Source organism: Sulfitobacter mediterraneus, assembly GCF_016801775.1.
GTDB lineage: Bacteria > Pseudomonadota > Alphaproteobacteria > Rhodobacterales > Rhodobacteraceae > Sulfitobacter > Sulfitobacter mediterraneus_A.
Window position 1 is genome coordinate 3,289,182 of record NZ_CP069004.1, and the last position, 16,936, is coordinate 3,306,117.

At 59.0% G+C, this 16,936-nt stretch carries 20 protein-coding genes; 12 read left to right on the plus strand and 8 right to left on the minus strand.

Annotated elements, in window-relative coordinates:
• Window positions 1–16 precede the first annotated feature (16 nt).
• The 6 genes from hisD (at window position 17) to JNX03_RS16300 (ending at window position 4,239) form a co-directional block, all read left to right on the plus strand.
• Window positions 17–1,318 (plus strand): histidinol dehydrogenase, encoded by a 1,302-nt coding sequence (hisD, locus tag JNX03_RS16275; protein ID WP_203210044.1) that lies wholly within the window; start codon window positions 17–19, stop codon window positions 1,316–1,318.
• 96 nt (window positions 1,319–1,414) lie between these two features.
• Window positions 1,415–1,894 (plus strand): UPF0262 family protein, encoded by a 480-nt coding sequence (locus tag JNX03_RS16280; protein ID WP_203210045.1) that lies wholly within the window; start codon window positions 1,415–1,417, stop codon window positions 1,892–1,894.
• A complete protein-coding gene (locus JNX03_RS16285; protein ID WP_203210046.1) occupies window positions 1,895–2,365 on the plus strand; it encodes a low molecular weight phosphatase family protein in 471 nt (156 codons plus the stop codon).
• Entirely contained in the window at window positions 2,362–2,754 is a 393-nt protein-coding gene (locus tag JNX03_RS16290) for a ketosteroid isomerase-related protein (protein ID WP_203210047.1), read from the plus strand. The genes JNX03_RS16285 and JNX03_RS16290 overlap by 4 nt, the downstream gene beginning before the upstream one ends.
• 167 nt (window positions 2,755–2,921) lie before the next feature.
• Entirely contained in the window at window positions 2,922–3,623 is a 702-nt protein-coding gene (locus tag JNX03_RS16295; protein WP_203210048.1) for a DNA helicase, read from the plus strand.
• A gap of 16 nt (window positions 3,624–3,639) precedes the next feature.
• A complete protein-coding gene (locus tag JNX03_RS16300; RefSeq protein WP_203210049.1) occupies window positions 3,640–4,239 on the plus strand; it encodes a GNAT family N-acetyltransferase in 600 nt (199 codons plus the stop codon).
• Between the two features lie 6 nt (window positions 4,240–4,245).
• Here the strand turns inward: JNX03_RS16300 and JNX03_RS16305 are convergent, their stop codons facing one another.
• The gene (locus tag JNX03_RS16305; protein ID WP_203210050.1) at window positions 4,246–4,608 is read right to left on the minus strand and encodes a hypothetical protein; all 363 of its coding nucleotides are present in this window, start codon (window positions 4,606–4,608) and stop codon (window positions 4,246–4,248) included.
• Window positions 4,609–4,843: 235 nt separating this feature from the next.
• Between JNX03_RS16305 and JNX03_RS16310 the strand changes: the two genes are divergently transcribed.
• The 6 genes from JNX03_RS16310 (at window position 4,844) to JNX03_RS16335 (ending at window position 10,455) form a co-directional block, all read left to right on the plus strand.
• The gene (locus tag JNX03_RS16310) at window positions 4,844–5,410 is read left to right on the plus strand and encodes an MAPEG family protein (protein ID WP_203210051.1); all 567 of its coding nucleotides are present in this window, start codon (window positions 4,844–4,846) and stop codon (window positions 5,408–5,410) included.
• Between the two features lie 111 nt (window positions 5,411–5,521).
• Window positions 5,522–7,321, plus strand: coding sequence for a translation elongation factor 4 (lepA, locus tag JNX03_RS16315; RefSeq protein WP_203210052.1), 1,800 nt, complete (start codon window positions 5,522–5,524; stop codon window positions 7,319–7,321).
• A 213-nt stretch (window positions 7,322–7,534) separates the two neighbouring features.
• Entirely contained in the window at window positions 7,535–8,554 is a 1,020-nt protein-coding gene (locus tag JNX03_RS16320) for a hypothetical protein (protein WP_203210053.1), read from the plus strand.
• A gap of 281 nt (window positions 8,555–8,835) precedes the next feature.
• Window positions 8,836–9,018, plus strand: a complete 183-nt coding sequence (locus JNX03_RS16325; RefSeq protein ID WP_037905825.1) for a hypothetical protein — start codon at window positions 8,836–8,838, stop codon at window positions 9,016–9,018.
• A gap of 35 nt (window positions 9,019–9,053) precedes the next feature.
• Complete coding sequence (locus JNX03_RS16330) at window positions 9,054–9,566, plus strand: alkylphosphonate utilization protein (protein ID WP_203210054.1); 513 nt, start codon at window positions 9,054–9,056, stop codon at window positions 9,564–9,566.
• A gap of 58 nt (window positions 9,567–9,624) precedes the next feature.
• Entirely contained in the window at window positions 9,625–10,455 is an 831-nt protein-coding gene (locus JNX03_RS16335) for a 3-keto-5-aminohexanoate cleavage protein (RefSeq protein WP_203210055.1), read from the plus strand.
• On the opposite strand, the gene JNX03_RS16340 is transcribed toward JNX03_RS16335, so the two are convergent.
• Genes JNX03_RS16340 through JNX03_RS16370 form a run of 7 tightly spaced genes read right to left on the minus strand, consistent with a single transcriptional unit; the run spans window position 10,452 to window position 16,919 of the window.
• On the minus strand, window positions 10,452–10,928 hold the full coding sequence (locus JNX03_RS16340) for a class I SAM-dependent methyltransferase (RefSeq protein ID WP_203210056.1): 477 nt from the start codon (window positions 10,926–10,928) through the stop codon (window positions 10,452–10,454). The genes JNX03_RS16335 and JNX03_RS16340 overlap by 4 nt on opposite strands.
• Entirely contained in the window at window positions 10,925–11,683 is a 759-nt protein-coding gene (locus JNX03_RS16345; RefSeq protein ID WP_203210057.1) for a polysaccharide deacetylase family protein, read from the minus strand. Before JNX03_RS16345 ends, JNX03_RS16340 begins: the two co-directional genes overlap by 4 nt.
• Window positions 11,680–12,816, minus strand: coding sequence for a glycosyltransferase family protein (locus tag JNX03_RS16350; protein ID WP_203210058.1), 1,137 nt, complete (start codon window positions 12,814–12,816; stop codon window positions 11,680–11,682). Before JNX03_RS16350 ends, JNX03_RS16345 begins: the two co-directional genes overlap by 4 nt.
• Window positions 12,813–13,400 (minus strand): histidine phosphatase family protein, encoded by a 588-nt coding sequence (locus JNX03_RS16355; protein WP_203210059.1) that lies wholly within the window; start codon window positions 13,398–13,400, stop codon window positions 12,813–12,815. Before JNX03_RS16355 ends, JNX03_RS16350 begins: the two co-directional genes overlap by 4 nt.
• The gene (locus tag JNX03_RS16360) at window positions 13,397–14,470 is read right to left on the minus strand and encodes a glycosyltransferase family 4 protein (RefSeq protein ID WP_203210060.1); all 1,074 of its coding nucleotides are present in this window, start codon (window positions 14,468–14,470) and stop codon (window positions 13,397–13,399) included. The genes JNX03_RS16355 and JNX03_RS16360 overlap by 4 nt, the downstream gene beginning before the upstream one ends.
• Window positions 14,470–15,711 (minus strand): glycosyltransferase family 4 protein, encoded by a 1,242-nt coding sequence (locus JNX03_RS16365; protein ID WP_203210061.1) that lies wholly within the window; start codon window positions 15,709–15,711, stop codon window positions 14,470–14,472. The genes JNX03_RS16360 and JNX03_RS16365 overlap by 1 nt, the downstream gene beginning before the upstream one ends.
• A complete protein-coding gene (locus JNX03_RS16370) occupies window positions 15,708–16,919 on the minus strand; it encodes a glycosyltransferase family protein (RefSeq protein WP_203210062.1) in 1,212 nt (403 codons plus the stop codon). Before JNX03_RS16370 ends, JNX03_RS16365 begins: the two co-directional genes overlap by 4 nt.
• Window positions 16,920–16,936: the final 17 nt, after the last annotated feature.

Here is a 16,936-nt window from a genome sequence, read left to right on the forward strand (position 1 = left end):
TGGAGCATTGCCGCCCATGCCCGTAACCCTGAACGCCGCTGCGCCGGATTTCGAGACCGCATTTGCCGCCCTGCTGGGGGCCAAGCGGGAAGACAGCCCCGATGTGGACGCCGCAGTGGCCGATATCATTGCCGATGTCCGGACACGGGGCGATGCGGCTGTCATCGCGCTGACGGAAAAGTTTGATCGGGTCACGTTGTCGCCGGAAACCCTCCGCATCAGCCCGGCAGAGGTCACCGCAGCGGCAGCAAAGGTCAGCGCTGAGGACCGCGCTGCACTTGAACTGGCTGCAACCCGCATTCGCGCCTATCACGAGCGCCAATTGCCAGAAGACGCCGAATGGACCGATGATGCGGGCGCGACCCTTGGCTGGCGTTGGACACCGGTTTCGGCGGCGGGTCTTTATGTGCCGGGCGGACTGGCCAGCTATCCTTCCTCGGTGTTGATGAACGCAATTCCGGCCAAAGTGGCAGGCGTCCCGCGTTTGGCAATGGTCGTGCCGACGCCGGATGGCGTGCTAAACCCACTGGTGCTGCTGGCAGCGCAGATCGCCGGCGTGGATGAGATCTACCGCATCGGCGGGGCGCAAGCGGTGGCAGCACTTGCCTATGGCACCCAGACCATAGCCCCCGTGGACAAGATCACCGGCCCCGGCAACGCCTTTGTTGCAGCCGCCAAACGGCGGGTGTTTGGCAAGGTGGGCATCGACATGATTGCTGGACCCTCCGAGATCCTGGTGATCGCGGATGGCGATAATGATCCAGACTGGATCGCCCTTGATCTGCTTAGCCAGGCCGAACATGATCAAAGTGCGCAATCCATTCTGATCACCACCGATCCCGCTTTTGGCAAAGCGGTGAGCGCAGCGGTGGACAAACGCCTCGAAACCTTGGAGCGGCGCGAGATCGCGGGGGCAAGCTGGCGCGACAATGGCGCGATCATCACGGTGCCGGATCTGGATGTGGCGGCCGAATTGTCAAACCGGATTGCGCCTGAGCATTTGGAGCTGTGCGTGGCGGACCCTGATACCCTTTCGGACAAGATCACCCACGCGGGCGCGATCTTTCTTGGGCAATGGACGCCAGAGGCGATTGGCGATTATGTCGGCGGGCCCAACCACGTCTTGCCCACGGCGCGGTCTGCGCGGTTCTCTTCCGGCCTCTCGGTGCTGGACTTTATGAAGCGCACGACCTTGGCGCGGATGACCCCCGATGCACTGCGCCAGATTGGCCCGGCGGCAGAGCGGTTGGCAGCGTCCGAAAGTCTTGAGGCGCACGGTCTGTCCGTCACCGCACGGCTCCGTAAACTCAACGGGTGACGCAGCCGGTCAATGGTGCGCCGCTGCGGGCCATTGCACCGCTATGGTCACTGGCGTATGCAAACCTCGTAATTGTTTGAGAAAAGGATGCGCCGGATGTCCCGCATCACCCATATCGCACTTGATGACGCGAACCTGCCGCCGCCCACGCCTGAGATCGAACAGGAGCGCAAGGTGGCGATGTTTGATCTGCTGGAGGACAACACCTTTGTCCTGCCGCAGCGCGAAGAACGTGCGGTGCCCGACGGTCCGTACCACCTTGGCCTGTCCATCCGTGACAAGCGTCTGGTCTTTGATGTGAACACCGAAGCCGAGGAAAAGGCAGCGGAATTTCACCTTTCGCTGGGTCCGTTCCGGCAGGTCGTCAAAGACTACTTTCAGATCTGCGAGAGTTATTTTGACGCGGTGAAGAAACTGCCGCCCAGCCAGATTGAAACCATCGACATGGCCCGCCGCGGGATCCACAACGAAGGCAGCCGCGTGTTGCAAGAACGTCTTGAGGGTAAGGCAGAGATCGACATTGACACCGCCCGCCGCCTCTTTACGCTCATTTGTGTTCTGCATTTCGGCGGTTGAATGACCTCAGGCTTGCCACAATCGGTGCTTTTTTGCTGCGATCATAACGCGGTGCGGTCCCCCATGGCAGAGGGGATCATGAAAAAGTTCTATGGCACCGATACCTACGTGCAGTCTGTTGGCGTGAAGAACGATCTCGAGATTGATGGCTTTTCCATCGCGGTTTGCGCCGAGATGGACGTCGAATTAAGCCGCCATCGGTCCCGCAGTTTTGACGAGATGGAACAATGGGGCGATGATCTTAGCTCATTTGATCTGGTGATTGCTCTTAGCCCGGCCAGCCAACGCCGGGCGCTTGAATTAACCCGTTTTTTCCATCTCGATGTTGAGTATTGGCCGATCCTTGACCCGACCGGCCTGGGCGAGACACGTGACGCCAAACTGGTGCAGTTTCGCGCCGCCCGAGACCAGATTGCAAGCCGGCTGGTGGAACGGTTCGGCCCCCCCAAAGAAGCAGAAGACCTTTCATGACAGATATTATCCAACGCTATTTCGAAGCCTTCAACGCCGGTGATACCGATGCCATGATCGAATGCCTGTCCGATGACGTGGCCCATCACGTCAATGAAGGCGACATTCGCATCGGCAAACCCGCATTTGCCAGCTTTTGTGACCACATGACCCGCTGCTACCGGGAAAATCTGACGGATATGGTGATTTTTCACAACGAAGACGGCACCCGCGCTGCGGCAGAGTTTGTCGTCAACGGCACCTATCTGGCGACTGACGATGGCCTACCCGAGGCAAAGGGACAGACCTATAAGCTGACCGCCGGATCCTTTTTTGATGTGGCTGATGGCAAGATCACCCGCGTGACCACCCGCTATAATCTCAGCGATTGGATCGCGCAGGTTTCCTGACACTTGATCGAGGCTGGCGTTGCGCCTAGGCTGAGTCACGGCGCCGCCTGTGCCGCCCCCCTCCGCCGGGGAAGCATGTGACATGCAGGGCAATTGGCAAAGCTTTGAACCTGCACGCGCCGCCACATCAGGAGGGATTGTGACACCTGCGCACAGGAGGTTTCAAAATGCTGTTATCCGCCCCGATTTTTGTTCTCAAACGCAAGGCTCGACAATTGTCCCGCACGGGAAAACTGTCCCATAGCGCGGCTCTGGACCGTATTGCAGTTCAGGAGGGCTTCCAAAACTGGAGCCATCTGGCCAAACGTGATGCGGACACCGGCCGCGCGGCCCGTCTGCTGGCGCAATTGCAGCCTGGCGATCTGGTACTGGTTGCCGCACGGCCCGGCGAAGGCAAGACATTGCTCGCGTTGGAGATTTTGGCCGAAGCCGCCGCGACGGGGCAGGGGGCATCCTTTTTTACGTTGGAGTATTCTGAAGAAACCGTCAGGGGATTGCTGGCCGAAACCCGGCTGGAAGGACGGGCAATCAAGATTGATACCTCGGATGGCATTTGTGCCGGTCATATTGTAGAAACTCACGCCGCTGCCCCCAAGGGCGGGGTAATTGTCATCGACTATCTCCAACGCCTCTGCGAAAGCCGCAGCACCCCCGACCTGGACAGCCAGCTTGCCACGCTCAAAGACTTTGCGAAGGCCCGCGGGCAAACGATCATCTGCCTCAGCCAGATCGACCGCCGCTTTGTTGAGGCAGGGCAAAACCGCCCCGGCCTTGCAGATGTGCGTCTTGCCGATCCTGCCGATTTGCGCATCTTCGATCGATGTATTTTTCTGAACGCCGGTAAGATCAGCCTACAGGCGTTTGCCTGACGAATTGGGAGTTTCGATGGTAAAGCCAGATCTAATAGATGTCCGCGCCCTGACCGGCGTGGACCTCGCACCGGCCCTCGCGGATGTGGCCCGCCTGCGGATCGCTGTTTTCCGCGACTGGCCCTACCTTTATGACGGGGATCTGGCCTATGAGGAGGGGTATCTGCAATCCTATCGGAATTCGGACCGTGCTGTCGTCGTTGGGGCTTACAAAGGCGCTGATCTGGTCGGTGCCAGCACAGGCACGCCGCTGGCCGATCACGCGGATGATTTCGCCGTTGCATTTGACGGCACGGGCATCGCTTTGGATGATGTGTTCTATTGCGCGGAAAGTGTCCTGTTGCCTGAGTATCGCGGGCTTGGCATCGGGCACCGGTTCTTTGACATCAGAGAGGCCCACGCCCGCCGGTTGGGGTTTTCCAAATGCTGTTTTTGCGGGGTTGTTCGGCCAGCCGATCACCCGCAACACCCCGCAAGCTATCGCCCGCTGGATGATTTCTGGCGCGGACGGGGCTATGCCCCGCTGCAAGGGGTGGTGGCGCAGTTCAAATGGAAAGACATAGGTCAGGCGGATGAAACGGCCAAACCGCTGCAATTCTGGATCAAGGATCTGTAGGTCGGATCAGGACGCAGAGCAAAGCTCGGCCGCGACCTTGCCATAGGCTTTCCACGCTTTCCAGAACCGTTCGTTGCTGGCGTTGTCGGATTGCCGGATTTCCTGCAATTTGTGGGGATCGCTGAACATCTTGGCGCCGCGCCGTTGATCGGCATTCGACAACTCGCGATCCGCAACCGCCTGAACACAGCCACACCGCGCCCGCGAGGCGGCTTTGCGGTTCGCCTGCTGGCAGGCTTTCTGGATGGGTCCGGTGGCAAAAAGAACCGGTGCCGGTTTGTACCCCCGTGCATTGGCACTGCTATAGCGAGACCCGCCGCAGGCCGTCAGCCCCAGCATCGCAACAAGCGCAATCATTATCCGCAACATCGTAAACTGCCTCGATTTGTTGGCCCCGGGTTTGCCCCGTTCAGACCCTTTCTGCTTTGGCCAAAGTATGACCTATTCTGCGCAAAGGGGCAATTCACGTTTGTTTGGTCCCGCCCGCATCAGCGGCAACCGCCTCTTGGTTTTGGCGCTGACCGGGCAAGGGCTGGTTTTCCGGACTTGCCGCAACCGCATGAATGCCGCAGTTTGTCTGTTCGGACCCAAAAGGCAATTTTTCATGTCCCCTGCAAAAGATAAAAAGACAAAGTTCCGTGCAATTATCATCGCCTATCCTGCCGCGCTGGTTGCCATCGCTCTGGCCTTGAACCTGCTGCTGTTCGGGGTGGATCCGGCCATCGTGGCGTTGCCAAGCAAACCTTTGATCGGGGCGCTGGTGATCGGTGCGCTGCTGCTGGTGATCAATCACTCGGTATTGATGACCACAACCGAGCTGACGCGACTGAAATATGATCTTAAGGCGACGCCGGAGGAATGGGAGGCCAGCGAACGCAGCCCTGCGGACATCAGCGCAAAGGCGCAGATGGAACTTGAGCGTCAGCACAACGCTCACCGCAACGCCACGGAAAATACTGTCTATTTCGCCATGCTGGCCGTCACCCTTTGCCTGATTTCCCCGGTTCAGATCGCGGCGCAGATCTGGATCATCTGCTTTGCGCTGGGACGCCTTGGCCATGCCGTTGCCTATCTGACGGGGCGTGACGGATTGCGCGGAATTTGCATGAGCATCAGCCTGATTGCGCTTTATGGGATGGGGAGCTATCTGGCGCTGGCACTGATCGTTTAGACGCGGCAAGACCCGCAGCGGTTCGGCCCAAGCGCCACAGGGGTTTGAGCCATGTCGGGGCCACATTGAATCCACCTTGACCAACCCACCAAAGCGCATCATATCCCCTGCATGACACCGCTTTCACATATCCGCAATTTCTCCATCGTGGCGCACATCGACCACGGGAAATCCACGCTTGCCGATCGCTTGATCCAATCCACGCACACCGTGGCGGATCGCGATATGAAAGAGCAGATGCTTGACAGCATGGACATCGAACGCGAACGCGGCATCACGATCAAAGCGCAGACCGTGCGGATCAATTACACCGCCAAAGATGGTGAGGAATATGTCCTCAACCTGATCGACACCCCCGGCCACGTCGACTTTGCTTATGAAGTCTCCCGCTCCATGCGCGCGGTTGAAGGCTCGCTTCTGGTGGTTGACAGCACGCAGGGCGTCGAGGCGCAGACATTGGCAAACGTCTATCACGCGATTGAGGCGGACCACGAGATCGTGCCGGTGCTCAACAAAATTGACCTGCCCGCCGCCGATTGTGACCGCGTCGCCGAACAGATCGAGGACGTGATCGGGATTGATGCCACCGATGCCATCCGTGTGTCGGCCAAAACCGGCATCGGCATTGATGAAACGCTTGAGGCCATCGTCACCAGACTGCCCGCGCCGAAAGGCAACCGTGATGCGCCGCTCAAGGCGATGCTGGTGGATTCGTGGTACGACAGCTATCTCGGTGTGATCGTTCTGGTGCGGATTATGGACGGCGTGCTGAAAAAGGGCGAGCGTGTGCGCATGCTCTCCAACAACTCCACCCACCATGTGGACCGCATCGGCGTGTTCCGTCCCCAGATGACCGAGATTGACGAGCTTGGCCCAGGCGAGCTTGGCTTTCTCACGGCCTCGATCAAACAGGTCCGCGACACCCGCGTGGGCGATACAATCACGCACGAAAAAAAGGGCACAACCGAGGCGCTGCCGGGCTTCAAACCATCGCAACCGGTGGTCTTCTGTGGTCTCTTCCCCGTAGATGCCGCCGAATTCGAAGACCTGCGCGACAGCATCGAAAAGCTTGCCCTCAATGACGCGTCTTTCAGCTTTGAGATGGAAACCTCTGCCGCGCTTGGCTTTGGCTTCCGCTGCGGCTTTCTTGGCCTGCTGCACCTTGAGGTGATCCGCGACCGGATCGAACGGGAATACAACATTGACCTGATCACCACCGCGCCCTCGGTGATTTATGACATCCACATGAAGGATGGCACGGTCACGCAACTGCATAACCCCGCCGACATGCCTGACATGACCTTGGTCGATCACCTTGAGGAACCGCGCATCAAGGCAACGATCCTTGTGCCTGACGAATACCTCGGTGATGTGCTGAAACTGTGCCAGGACCGTCGCGGCATCCAGGAAGACCTGACCTATGCCGGATCGCGGGCGATGGTGGTCTATGATCTGCCGCTGAACGAAGTGGTCTTTGATTTCTATGACCGCCTGAAATCGGTGACCAAGGGCTATGCCTCATTCGATTATCAGATGATCGGCTACCGTCAGGACAATTTGGTGAAAATGTCGATCCTCGTGAACGACGAACCGGTGGATGCGCTGTCTACTATGGTTCACCGCGACCGGGCCGAAGCCCGCGGCCGTGCAATGGTCGAAAAGCTCAAGGATCTGATCCCACGTCACATGTTCAAAATCCCGATCCAGGCGGCCATCGGCGGCAAGGTGATCGCGCGTGAGACCCTCTCTGCGATGCGCAAGGACGTGACGGCGAAATGCTACGGCGGTGATGCGACCCGTAAGAAAAAGCTGCTGGAAAAGCAGAAAGCGGGTAAGAAGAAAATGCGCCAGTTCGGGAAGGTGGATATTCCGCAAGAGGCGTTTATTTCGGCTCTGAAGATGGATGGTTGAGAAATGAAAACTAAGCAAGTCTTCGTCGCTGGTGGGATGCCTTCAATAACATACGTGGATCGACTAGCACAAAATCTTGAAAAATCTTTGAGGTCCGAGATACGTGAAGGGTACAAAGTGATATGTGTTACGGGTCCTACTAAGTCAGGTAAAACAGTGCTAACGCGTCATACCCTAGGACCAGAAAGGTCCGCATTGGTAAATGGCGGTCAGGTGGAAGATAGCGATGAGTTCTGGAATTTACTGCTTCAGGACCTGAATCTCCCTGAAAGTGAGACACACGATGGCTCTACTGAGGATACAATTGGATATCGCTATTTGGTGACTGCGCAAAGAAAGGCAAGCGAGGGGGAAGCGCTTACCTTCAACAATAGAAATAAAAAAACGCTTCTTACCTATCTACGAGAAAAAGACTTAGCTTTGGTGGTCGATGACTTTCACTATATGCCTGAGAAAGTGCAAAGAGAAGTCATCCGTTCGCTGAAATCTGAGATATTCGAGGGCCTTTGTGCAATATTGATCGCTGTTCCGCATAGGGCATTTGATGCGATTGGCGTCGAACGAGAGATGGAAGGGCGTTTTGCACATGTGGAAATCCCATCATGGAACAAAGGTGAACTTGTAGAAATCCCCAAGAAAGGATTTCGAGCGCTCAATGTCGACGTGCCCCACGAGACACAGGATGTGTTCTCCGAAGAGGCGAACGGAAGTCCTCTTTTGATGCAACGATTTTGTGGCCGGCTTTGTGACCATTATGATATTGAAGAAACCCAATCTCAATCCAAGACATTCAATCCGTCTGACGAGACTTTAAAGGAAATTTTCGAAGTAGTGGCTAAGCAATTTGGTCTTCCAACTTTTCAAAAGTTGGCAAAAGGCCCCCAGTCTCGAGCGAAGCGGCTTGATCGCATGCTACTAAACAGTGAAAGATCGATGGATATTTATGAAGCTGTGCTTGCAGCGGTGGCGAATACTGGACCGAAAGATAAGATTCACTATAATGAAATTAGAGACGAACTTCGGAAAATTCTTGTAGAAACTGACTTGCCGCAAAAACACGAAGTTTCTTCTGCATTGGGACATATGTCGGGGATTGCGAAAGATGAGATTGATGGAGAGCCTGTTGTAGAGTGGGCTGATGACCATCTATATCTGACTGATCCGTTCCTAATGTTCTATATGAGGTGGAATCAACGAACACTAAATCAGGCAAGCGGGGTCAACAAAGGATAATACACACGAGACTTCCCAATCTCAAACGGTCTTTCCGCTCGCGTCATCCGAACCGCATGGCGCAGCACTTCAATATGCCGCACCAACACATCCTGCCCCCGATGGGCGATGTTGACCGTAAAGAAATACCGGCCCCTAGTAACATACATGCGGCGATAGCGGCTCATTGCCAAACCATCCAACCAAACCCAACAAACCCTTTCCCTTTTGACTCAAATCAAAGCGTTGCCTGCCGCCGCCCGATACCTTTCCGGTAACATCAAATCGGGAAAGGTCCCCCCATGCTTCGCTTGGCTTCCATGCTTTATTCCATCATCGGTTCCACCCTTGCGGGGGCTGGCGTGATTGCCGTTCTCGTTGCGGGATATGACACATTGACGCCCATCCTGATCGCGGCGGCGGCGGGCGCGGTTGTGGCCGTTCCGGTCACGCTGATGGTGGCGAAAAAGATCACCAGTCTGTAGTTTCGCATGGATCACCAATGGGGTAGGGCAGGGGCATGACATGTCCTCTTTGCACCGCATCCGATACGCCTTTGATCGAAACGCCAGTTCCGGGCGGCCCTGAGGGGGCGTCTGTACATATCTGCACCACCTGCGCCGATGAGATCGCCAGCGATGCGCCGGCGGCCGATCATTTCCGCGTGCTGGCTTCCACCATGTGGTCCGAAAATCCGGCGATACAGGTTCTGGCCGCCCGCATTCTTGCGCGATTAGAGACCGATTGGGCCCGCGATCTGGCCGATCAGCTTTACCTTGATGACGAGACCCGCGCTTGGGCGGATAACGTTCCCCAAGACAGCGCGCACCGTGACAGCAACGGTCAACCGCTGAGCCAGGGCGATACGGTTGTTCTGATCAAGGATCTACCGGTCAAAGGTGCGGGCTTTACTGCCAAACGCGGCACGGCGGTGCATAAAATATCGCTTGTGCAAGACAACCCCGCCCATATCGAAGGGCGCGTTGAGGGGCAGCGGATCGTCATCCTGACGGAGTTTGTCAAACGCCGCTGACGCTCGACTTCGGCGGGGCGCTGTGGAACACTGGCGTTGCCTTAGCTGAGGAAACCCCATGTCTGATCCCTGCATCATCTGCGTTGCCATCACCGGCTCTGTCCCGACCAAAGCGGCCAATCCCGCCGTCCCGATCAGCGTATCGGAGCAGATCGAAAGCACCCATGCCGCGTTTGAGGCAGGGGCGAGCATTTGCCACGCCCATGTGCGCAATGCGGACGAGACGCCATCCTCGGACCCCGAGAAATTCGCAGCATTGCAAGAGGGCGTGATCAAACATTGCCCCGGCATGATCATCCAGTTTTCCACCGGCGGCAGGTCCGGCGCCGGGCAGGCGCGGGGCGGCATGCTGCCACTGCGCCCCGATATGGCCTCGCTTTCGGTGGGATCAAACAACTTTCCCACCCGCGTCTATGAGAACCCGCCGGATCTGGTGGATTGGCTCGCTGGCGAGATGCGCACCCATGAGATCAAGCCAGAGATCGAAGCCTTTGACCTGAGCCACATTCACAAGGCCGCTGAAATGAACCGCGACGGGCGCATTCCGGGGCAGCTTTATATCCAGTTTGTGATGGGGGTGAAGAACGCCATGCCCGTCGATCGCCCGACCTTTGATTTCTATATCGAAACGGTCAAACGACTGGCCCCTGATGCCCAGTGGTGCGCGGCGGGGATCGGGCCAAATCAGGTCGTGCTGAACGAATGGTCGATTGCGGCCGGTGGCCATACCCGCACAGGCCTCGAAGACAACGTGCGCTGGGACAAGCAGACCTTGGCGCCCTCTAATGCGGCGCTGGTCAAACGCGCCGCCGAGATCTGCGAAAAACACGGGCGCCCCGTTGCCACGCCTGCACAAGCCCGGCAAATCCTCGGGCTGCGCCCCGCTTAACTGCGGTAAAACAGGTATCGCTCAGGGTCGATCGTGTCAGGTCCGCTGACCTGGGTGAACCCGGTCAGCGGTTGTTGCGAGACGATCAAGCCGTTCGGCACCATCAAAGGCGCGATCAGAGGCGACAGCCGCGCGCCTTCCTCGACATCCTTTTCCTTGACCCCAAAGCCAAAGTCATAATGCGCCAATGCCATTTGCACCCCGCGCTGTGCCAGTCCGGCCAGCATGGCATCCGCCTCGCCTTGCAGGAAGTTCTCTTGCGGCGGCACGCAGGACGGATGCGGCTGCAACACGCGGTCGATCACCCAAATGCGCCGATTGGGTAATTCTTGCCGCAGGTGGTCATAGGTGCGGCCATTGCCCAGGCCCATCTCCAGAACATCGCCCGCGACATCGGAAATGGTGTGCGCAGCCCAGTTCAGGCCATCAATCTGCGCCTCCAGTCTGCGGCGCATGGATTCCAATCGGCTCACGGCAGATTTCCTTTCAGATCATGTAAATTGCACGGCTTTGCGCCGGCCTCCAGCAAAGTGCCAAGGCAGGCTTCGGTAAAGGCCCAGATCTCTTGATCATGCACGAGGTGATGGGTCAACAGGCCAAGGGGTTCGGTTGCATCCGCGCGGCCGAAACGGCGGTCCTGCAGGTTTTGCACCAATGCGGCGATCTGTGCCTCCGGCGGAACCAATCCGCCGCCACCCTTCCAAAAGATCGGGTCGATATGGGTATTGATTTGCACGAGGCCAGGCGCAGCAAGCCGTGCGGCACGGGGGGTAAAGGTGGACAGCCCCGCGAATCCCAGATCAGGCAAGGCGGCGATGTAACCCGCATCAATGCGGTTCCACGGCGGCACAAACAGCGGCAAAAGATCTGCAGCAAACATCTGTTTCAACGTGCCAAGGCCTTGTGCCATCTCATCTGAGGCACCTGCTCTGGGCCGCCCGAACTCCGCCTTTTTTTGACCCCGTGCCGCATGGTTGTCATGAGCCCAGCCATGGACCATCGGCACCGCCCACGGACCGTTGCACACCCCAATAAGGGATGGATGCGCAAACTTGGGGATCACTGCCAGATGAACCGGCAGGCCCAGCGTTTCGGCCAAGCCGGTGAGTTTTGCCAGCGCCGGGCTGTCTTTGATAGCGTCGTCATCGCGCCACCAGATCGGCAGCACCCGTGCTTCGCGCTGCCAGATCGCCATCTCGGCGGTCAAGGGGGACCAATCAATACTCACCTTTGAGTCTCAAGCAGCAGCGCGGTGATACGCACGGTCTCTGCGGCGCCATCCAGACCGGTGGTCATGGGCGAACGGTCAGGGGCATCCATAACCTTTTGCACGGCTTGCCGCAGTCTCTCTGGCGTCAGATCGGCGCTGTTGATCGTGGTGATCCCGTCCTGCTGGGCCAAAGCGCGGGCGCGAATACCCTGCTCAACCTCATTGCCTGCGTCAAAGGGCACAAACACTGCCGGGCATCCAGCCTGCAGAACATCCAGCGCGGTGTTGTAGCCACACAGGGAAACGGAGGCTGCTGCATTGTGCAGCATCGCGCGAAAATCGGGGCGGGCTGGTTCGATGATCACGTTGTCCGGCGCTTGGGACGCCAGGGCGGCGCAACGTTCGGCAGCATCCGCGCCACCCAGCAACAGCCGCCAGGGCCGCGCCGGATCGCCCGCTGCGGCCTCTAGCGCAGCGGCAAACACATCACGGCCCACATCGCCGCCGCCAGCGCTGACGATCACCTCGCTTTTGCCAGCGTCGGTTGGGCTGTCTGAGACCGGCGGCGCAACAAAGCCGGTGTAGTGCAAACGCGATGCCAGTGCCTCGGTCACCGGCCAGCTGAGATGCAGCGGGGTGATCCGGGGGTCGGCATGGACCAGCACACCGTCGTAGAAGCGTTCCAGCATCTCATCGGCAAATACGGCCTTCTTGGGCTTGGAAGGCGGCGCCAGAATATCGCGGATCGAGGACAGGATCAGCGGAGGTTTGTCCTGCGCCTTGGCCGCCTCCAACAATGCGATAAACTCTGCGCGCAGCACGCGGCGACCAAAGGGGAACAGCTCGGTGATCAGAACATCCGGCGCTTGATCGTCAAGCGAAGACAAAAGCGCGTCAAGCCGCCCGTACAGCATCGCGTCATCTACTGGATTGCCTGCCGCCGTCAGCAATTGGGCAAAGTTCACTCCGTCAGAGCGCAGCGCGGGCAGTTGCAACAGCGCCGCATCACCCGGATCCAGCTGCGGCGCCGGCACTCCGCCCGAGACAACCACTGCCTCATGACCTGCCTGAATGAATGCCTTTGCCAGCGTCAACGCCCGCGACAGATGCCCGGTGCCAAGCAGATGGGTCACAACGATCATGACCTTCATGGCGCAGCCTCAATCAAACGAACCGGATCGCCCGGAACAGACCATGTGCCATCGTCAATCTCAATCACGAAAAGCCGGTTCCGTTTCACCGCAAAGGGGGCCGGTCCATCAAAGTTCCATCCCGTTGCATGGGCCAAGAGCACCCGCATCACGCCGATATGGCAGACCGCGACGTGATCCCCGTGCAGGGTCTCTGCCCATGGCACCAAGCGATCCCGAAGGGCGGCGGGGCTTTCCCCGTTTGGCGGGGTGTAACCCCAACCCCAATCCTCAATATCCAGGTAGGAGACATCGGGATCGGCCTTAAGCTCCGCGCCCTTCAGGCCTTCCCAATCGCCCCAGTTCATTTCAAGCAGCGCCGCGTCCGTTTGCGCGGCACGGCCCGCCACCAGCTTTGCGGTGTCTGCGGCCCGCGACAACGGGCTGGACCACAGATGCGCTGCATCCCATGGCGGCGGCAACCGCAGCCGGGACAGCTGCGCCACTGCTTCGGGGTCGAGGGCGATGTCGGTGCGCCCCTGAATGCGGCCCGCGCGGTTCCATGGTGTATGGCCGTGACGCAAAAGGGCAAGGCGGGCGTTCATCGCACACCCACCTTGGCCAATCCGCCGCGCAATACATCTGCGGCAGCGGGCAACAGGTGTCGTTTTGCGATCATGCTGCGTGCCTCCAATGCGGCTTTGTGGCGTTGGGCCGGTTTGTTCATCATATCCGTGATCCGCGCCGCCAATGCGGCAGGTCCGTCTTGCACCGCCGGCTGGGGCGCTCCTGCCAGAACCTCGCGCACTCCGGGACGATCTTGCGCAACAACGGGCAAGCCTGCGGCCTGCGCCTCTAGATAGACCATGCCAAAAGCCTCGTCGACACCGGGCCAGAACAGCAGGCTGGACTGGCGATAAATCTCCTGAAGCGCGGATGTGTCCAGTGCGCCAAGGAAGCGGACATTGCCCCGGAATGGAGCCATCAAGGCTTCAACTTCGGCGCGGGCGGGACCATCACCGGCGATCTGCAAGCACCAATCTGTATCCGGCAACAGTGCCAAAGTCTGGGCGATGATCTGATAAGACGGCAACTTGGCCGCGCTGCGCATCATCCCAACGGACAGCATCGGACCGGACAAACCTGAGGGCACCGGCAAGGTGTCACCGTTCAAGAATGGCGGCAGATGGATCAAGACCTGCGATCGCGGAGCATCGCGGAGCAGGGTTTCGGCGTCATGTTGAGTAAAATAGAAAATCACCTGGGCCGCGTCAGAGGCAGCTTCGGCGGCTTTTGCAAATGCTGCCCATGGCCCCTCAAGGCGTTTGCGGGCGCGGGTGGATTCAATTTGCAAATATGGGATATCCAGCGCCGCCGCCGCCTGCGGGCCAATGAGATCCGGCGCTTTGTAGTAGTTGTGATAGGTCAGCCAAGCCTGCCAGCCCGCGCGTTTCCCTGCCTCTGAAACACGGGAAATTTCCTTTGCGGCCTGCGCCATCAGATCGGCCTGCACTTCTTCGTTGCCCATACCGTCCCGGCTGCGAAAGCGGCTGGCCAAGGTGACGTCTGTCCCCCTTTGCGCCAAGGCCGCAACCAGCCCGCGTGCGATGCTGCGATCTCCTGATGGCACCGGGTCATCCGGCGGCTTCATCGGCGCATAGAAGGCAAGACGCATCAGCCCGCCTGCGCCAGCATCGCCAGCAGCCGCTTTTTGAGATGCTCAATCCCCGGGTGCATCAGGAAATCCTGCGTGAGCCGCCCATAAGCGGCCTCGGCCATCTTGGCGCCTTGTGAGGGGTCTGAAGCAAAGTCGACCATCGCATCGGCCAATGCGGCGGGCGCATCATCGCTAAGAACACCATGGGTGCCGCTGTCGATAAATTCGGGGATGGCGGACACTGGTGTGCTGAGGATTGGCAGCTTCTGGCTGGCCGCTTCCATCAGGACATTTGGCAGACCGTCGCGGTCGCCATCTGCCGCAATCCGCGAGGGCAGGACAAAGAGATCAGCCGCACGCATTGCCGTGATCACTTCAGGCTGATCGCAGGCACCGCGCCATGTGATCCGGTCTGCAATTCCATGCGCCGCCGCACGGTCCTGCATCACTGCATCCAGGGCACCGCCGCCAATATGGGTCCAGTGCCAATTGAGCGATGCAGGCAGCAGCGCCAGCGCATCTATGAGATTGTCAAAGCCCTTCTTCTCCACCAGACGCCCGACGGACATCATGTGAAACGGCGCATCGGTTCCGCGCATCATCCGGTCGGGCGGGGCAGGAAACCGCGCCAGATCCAACCCGTGATACACCAGATCAACCCGGCTGGGCGTATCGGCCAAACCTTGCAAATGCTTTGCGCCAAAACCGGTGCATGTCGCCCCGAAAGCCGCACCATGAGTAGCCGCCGACAATTTCTCGCGCAGCTCCCACTCTGGCGACGTCCAGATGTCCTTGGCATGGGCCGAAAATGACCACGGCATGCCACGCAAGATCGCGGCATAGCGGGCAACAGAAGACGGCGTATGCAGAAAATGCGCATAGATGCCCGCCACATCGCCGGGCATTTCCGCGGCCATCACGCAAGCCTGCCCCCAACGGCGGCGGCGGTTTGCGGTGTCATCGCGTTCCACATCTGCGGCATAGGCCGCAGCTGCGGCATCAAAACCGGGCATTTCAGCGGCAGCCCCCATGGCGGTGGCTACGCGGCGCGGTTCATTGCGCAGGTATTCCGGCAGATACCGGATCTTGGCCTGCAACCGATCATGCAGAGGATGGGTCTTCTTGTCGGTCGGATGACGCAGCGACCAGATGTCAAACTCCAGTCCGGCCTCTTCCAGCGCGACAAGTTCCTGGGCGATGAAGGTTTCGGACAGCCGTGGCCAGCCTTTGACCACAACAGCAAGTTTGGGATGGCTCATGTGTCTTTGTCTTTCTGCATCAGCGCACGGGCGCGTTCCACCACCACGTCCAGACCATCCAGCAGCCCGTCGGCACCGGCATCCGATGGTTTGCCCTGCTGAGGCAGGTTGCGAATGGCGCGGATCATTGCGTCTGTGGTCATGCCATCGCGGGTTTCGTCCAGCATCCGCACCAGACCCAGTTGCTCGGCGCGGCTGGCTCTGATCCATTGCTCGAGCCGCGGCTTGGTGCGCGGCACAATCACCGCGGGCCGGTCAAAGGACAGAACCTCACAAAATGTGTTGTACCCGCCCATGCAAATCACGCCCTCAGCCCCGGCAAACAAAGCTTCGATCCGGCTGTCAAAACCCATGGCGGCCACCCGGCCATCCAGCTTGGCAACACGCGCGTCAAAGGCATCACGGACCTCGCCAGACAGGAACGGCCCGTAGATCAGAACCGCCTTGGGTGACAGGTCAGGATCCTGTTCATAGGCCGAAAGCACCAGCGACACCATCGCCGCTCCGTCCCCGCCGCCACCGGGCGTGATCAGCACATAGGGGTGATTGGGCGTTTCCGTGGCATCGGTCACTTCACGGCGCAGGTAGCCTGTCCAATGCATGCGGGCACGGGCGGCTTCTGACAGGGGCAAGCCTTCAGTAGGGTCATAGACATCGCGCACGCCATAGACCCAGATTTCATCGTAATAGCGTTCGGTCGCCTCAACGGCGCCTTTGCGGTCCCACTCGGCGGCCAAAACGTCGGGCTGGTCCAGCACGTCACGCAAGCCCAGAACAACCCGCGTTCGCCCCTCTTTGCGCAGCCATTCCAAAGTGGTCAAAAGCTCCCCGCGAAAGCCGGTGGGTTCTTTGTCCACGATCAGCAAATCGGGCTGGTATTGCTCCACCGCACTTTGGATCAAACCGGCGCGCAGGGCCGTGGTGCGGTCAATATCAAGACCAAGGGTCTGGCTGATGTAACTGCCATCGGGCAGCTTGGTCACGCCGGGCAGGCGGATATGGTCAACACGTTCAGGAAAAGTAAATCGCCCCGCAACGGGTGATCCGGTCAGAATGATCGCCGAGGCGTTGTCATCCCCTTCGGTCAGCGCAGAGGCCAGCGCCCGCGACCGGCGCAGATGTCCAAGGCCAAATGTGTCGTGGCTGTAGAACATCACCCGGCGAGAGGCCGCGCTGCCGTTGATCGGCCCGTCTTCGGTTTGCGCCATAAAATTCACCTGCCGAT

Excerpts from the sequence above, each read along its gene's own strand:
- hisD (WP_203210044.1), top strand. The coding sequence starts at position 17 with ATGCCCGTAACCCTGAACGCCGCTGCGCCGGATTTCGAGACCGCATTT.
- JNX03_RS16280 (WP_203210045.1), top strand. The coding sequence starts at position 1,415 with ATGTCCCGCATCACCCATATCGCACTTGATGACGCGAACCTGCCGCCG.
- JNX03_RS16285 (WP_203210046.1), top strand. The coding sequence starts at position 1,895 with ATGACCTCAGGCTTGCCACAATCGGTGCTTTTTTGCTGCGATCATAAC.
- JNX03_RS16290 (WP_203210047.1), top strand. The coding sequence starts at position 2,362 with ATGACAGATATTATCCAACGCTATTTCGAAGCCTTCAACGCCGGTGAT.
- JNX03_RS16295 (WP_203210048.1), top strand. The coding sequence starts at position 2,922 with ATGCTGTTATCCGCCCCGATTTTTGTTCTCAAACGCAAGGCTCGACAA.
- JNX03_RS16300 (WP_203210049.1), top strand. The coding sequence starts at position 3,640 with ATGGTAAAGCCAGATCTAATAGATGTCCGCGCCCTGACCGGCGTGGAC.
- JNX03_RS16305 (WP_203210050.1), bottom strand. The coding sequence starts at position 4,608 with ATGTTGCGGATAATGATTGCGCTTGTTGCGATGCTGGGGCTGACGGCC.
- JNX03_RS16310 (WP_203210051.1), top strand. The coding sequence starts at position 4,844 with ATGTCCCCTGCAAAAGATAAAAAGACAAAGTTCCGTGCAATTATCATC.
- lepA (WP_203210052.1), top strand. The coding sequence starts at position 5,522 with ATGACACCGCTTTCACATATCCGCAATTTCTCCATCGTGGCGCACATC.
- JNX03_RS16325 (WP_037905825.1), top strand. The coding sequence starts at position 8,836 with ATGCTTCGCTTGGCTTCCATGCTTTATTCCATCATCGGTTCCACCCTT.
- JNX03_RS16330 (WP_203210054.1), top strand. The coding sequence starts at position 9,054 with ATGACATGTCCTCTTTGCACCGCATCCGATACGCCTTTGATCGAAACG.
- JNX03_RS16335 (WP_203210055.1), top strand. The coding sequence starts at position 9,625 with ATGTCTGATCCCTGCATCATCTGCGTTGCCATCACCGGCTCTGTCCCG.
- JNX03_RS16350 (WP_203210058.1), bottom strand. The coding sequence starts at position 12,816 with ATGAAGGTCATGATCGTTGTGACCCATCTGCTTGGCACCGGGCATCTG.
- JNX03_RS16355 (WP_203210059.1), bottom strand. The coding sequence starts at position 13,400 with ATGAACGCCCGCCTTGCCCTTTTGCGTCACGGCCATACACCATGGAAC.
- JNX03_RS16360 (WP_203210060.1), bottom strand. The coding sequence starts at position 14,470 with ATGCGTCTTGCCTTCTATGCGCCGATGAAGCCGCCGGATGACCCGGTG.
- JNX03_RS16365 (WP_203210061.1), bottom strand. The coding sequence starts at position 15,711 with ATGAGCCATCCCAAACTTGCTGTTGTGGTCAAAGGCTGGCCACGGCTG.
- JNX03_RS16370 (WP_203210062.1), bottom strand. The coding sequence starts at position 16,919 with ATGGCGCAAACCGAAGACGGGCCGATCAACGGCAGCGCGGCCTCTCGC.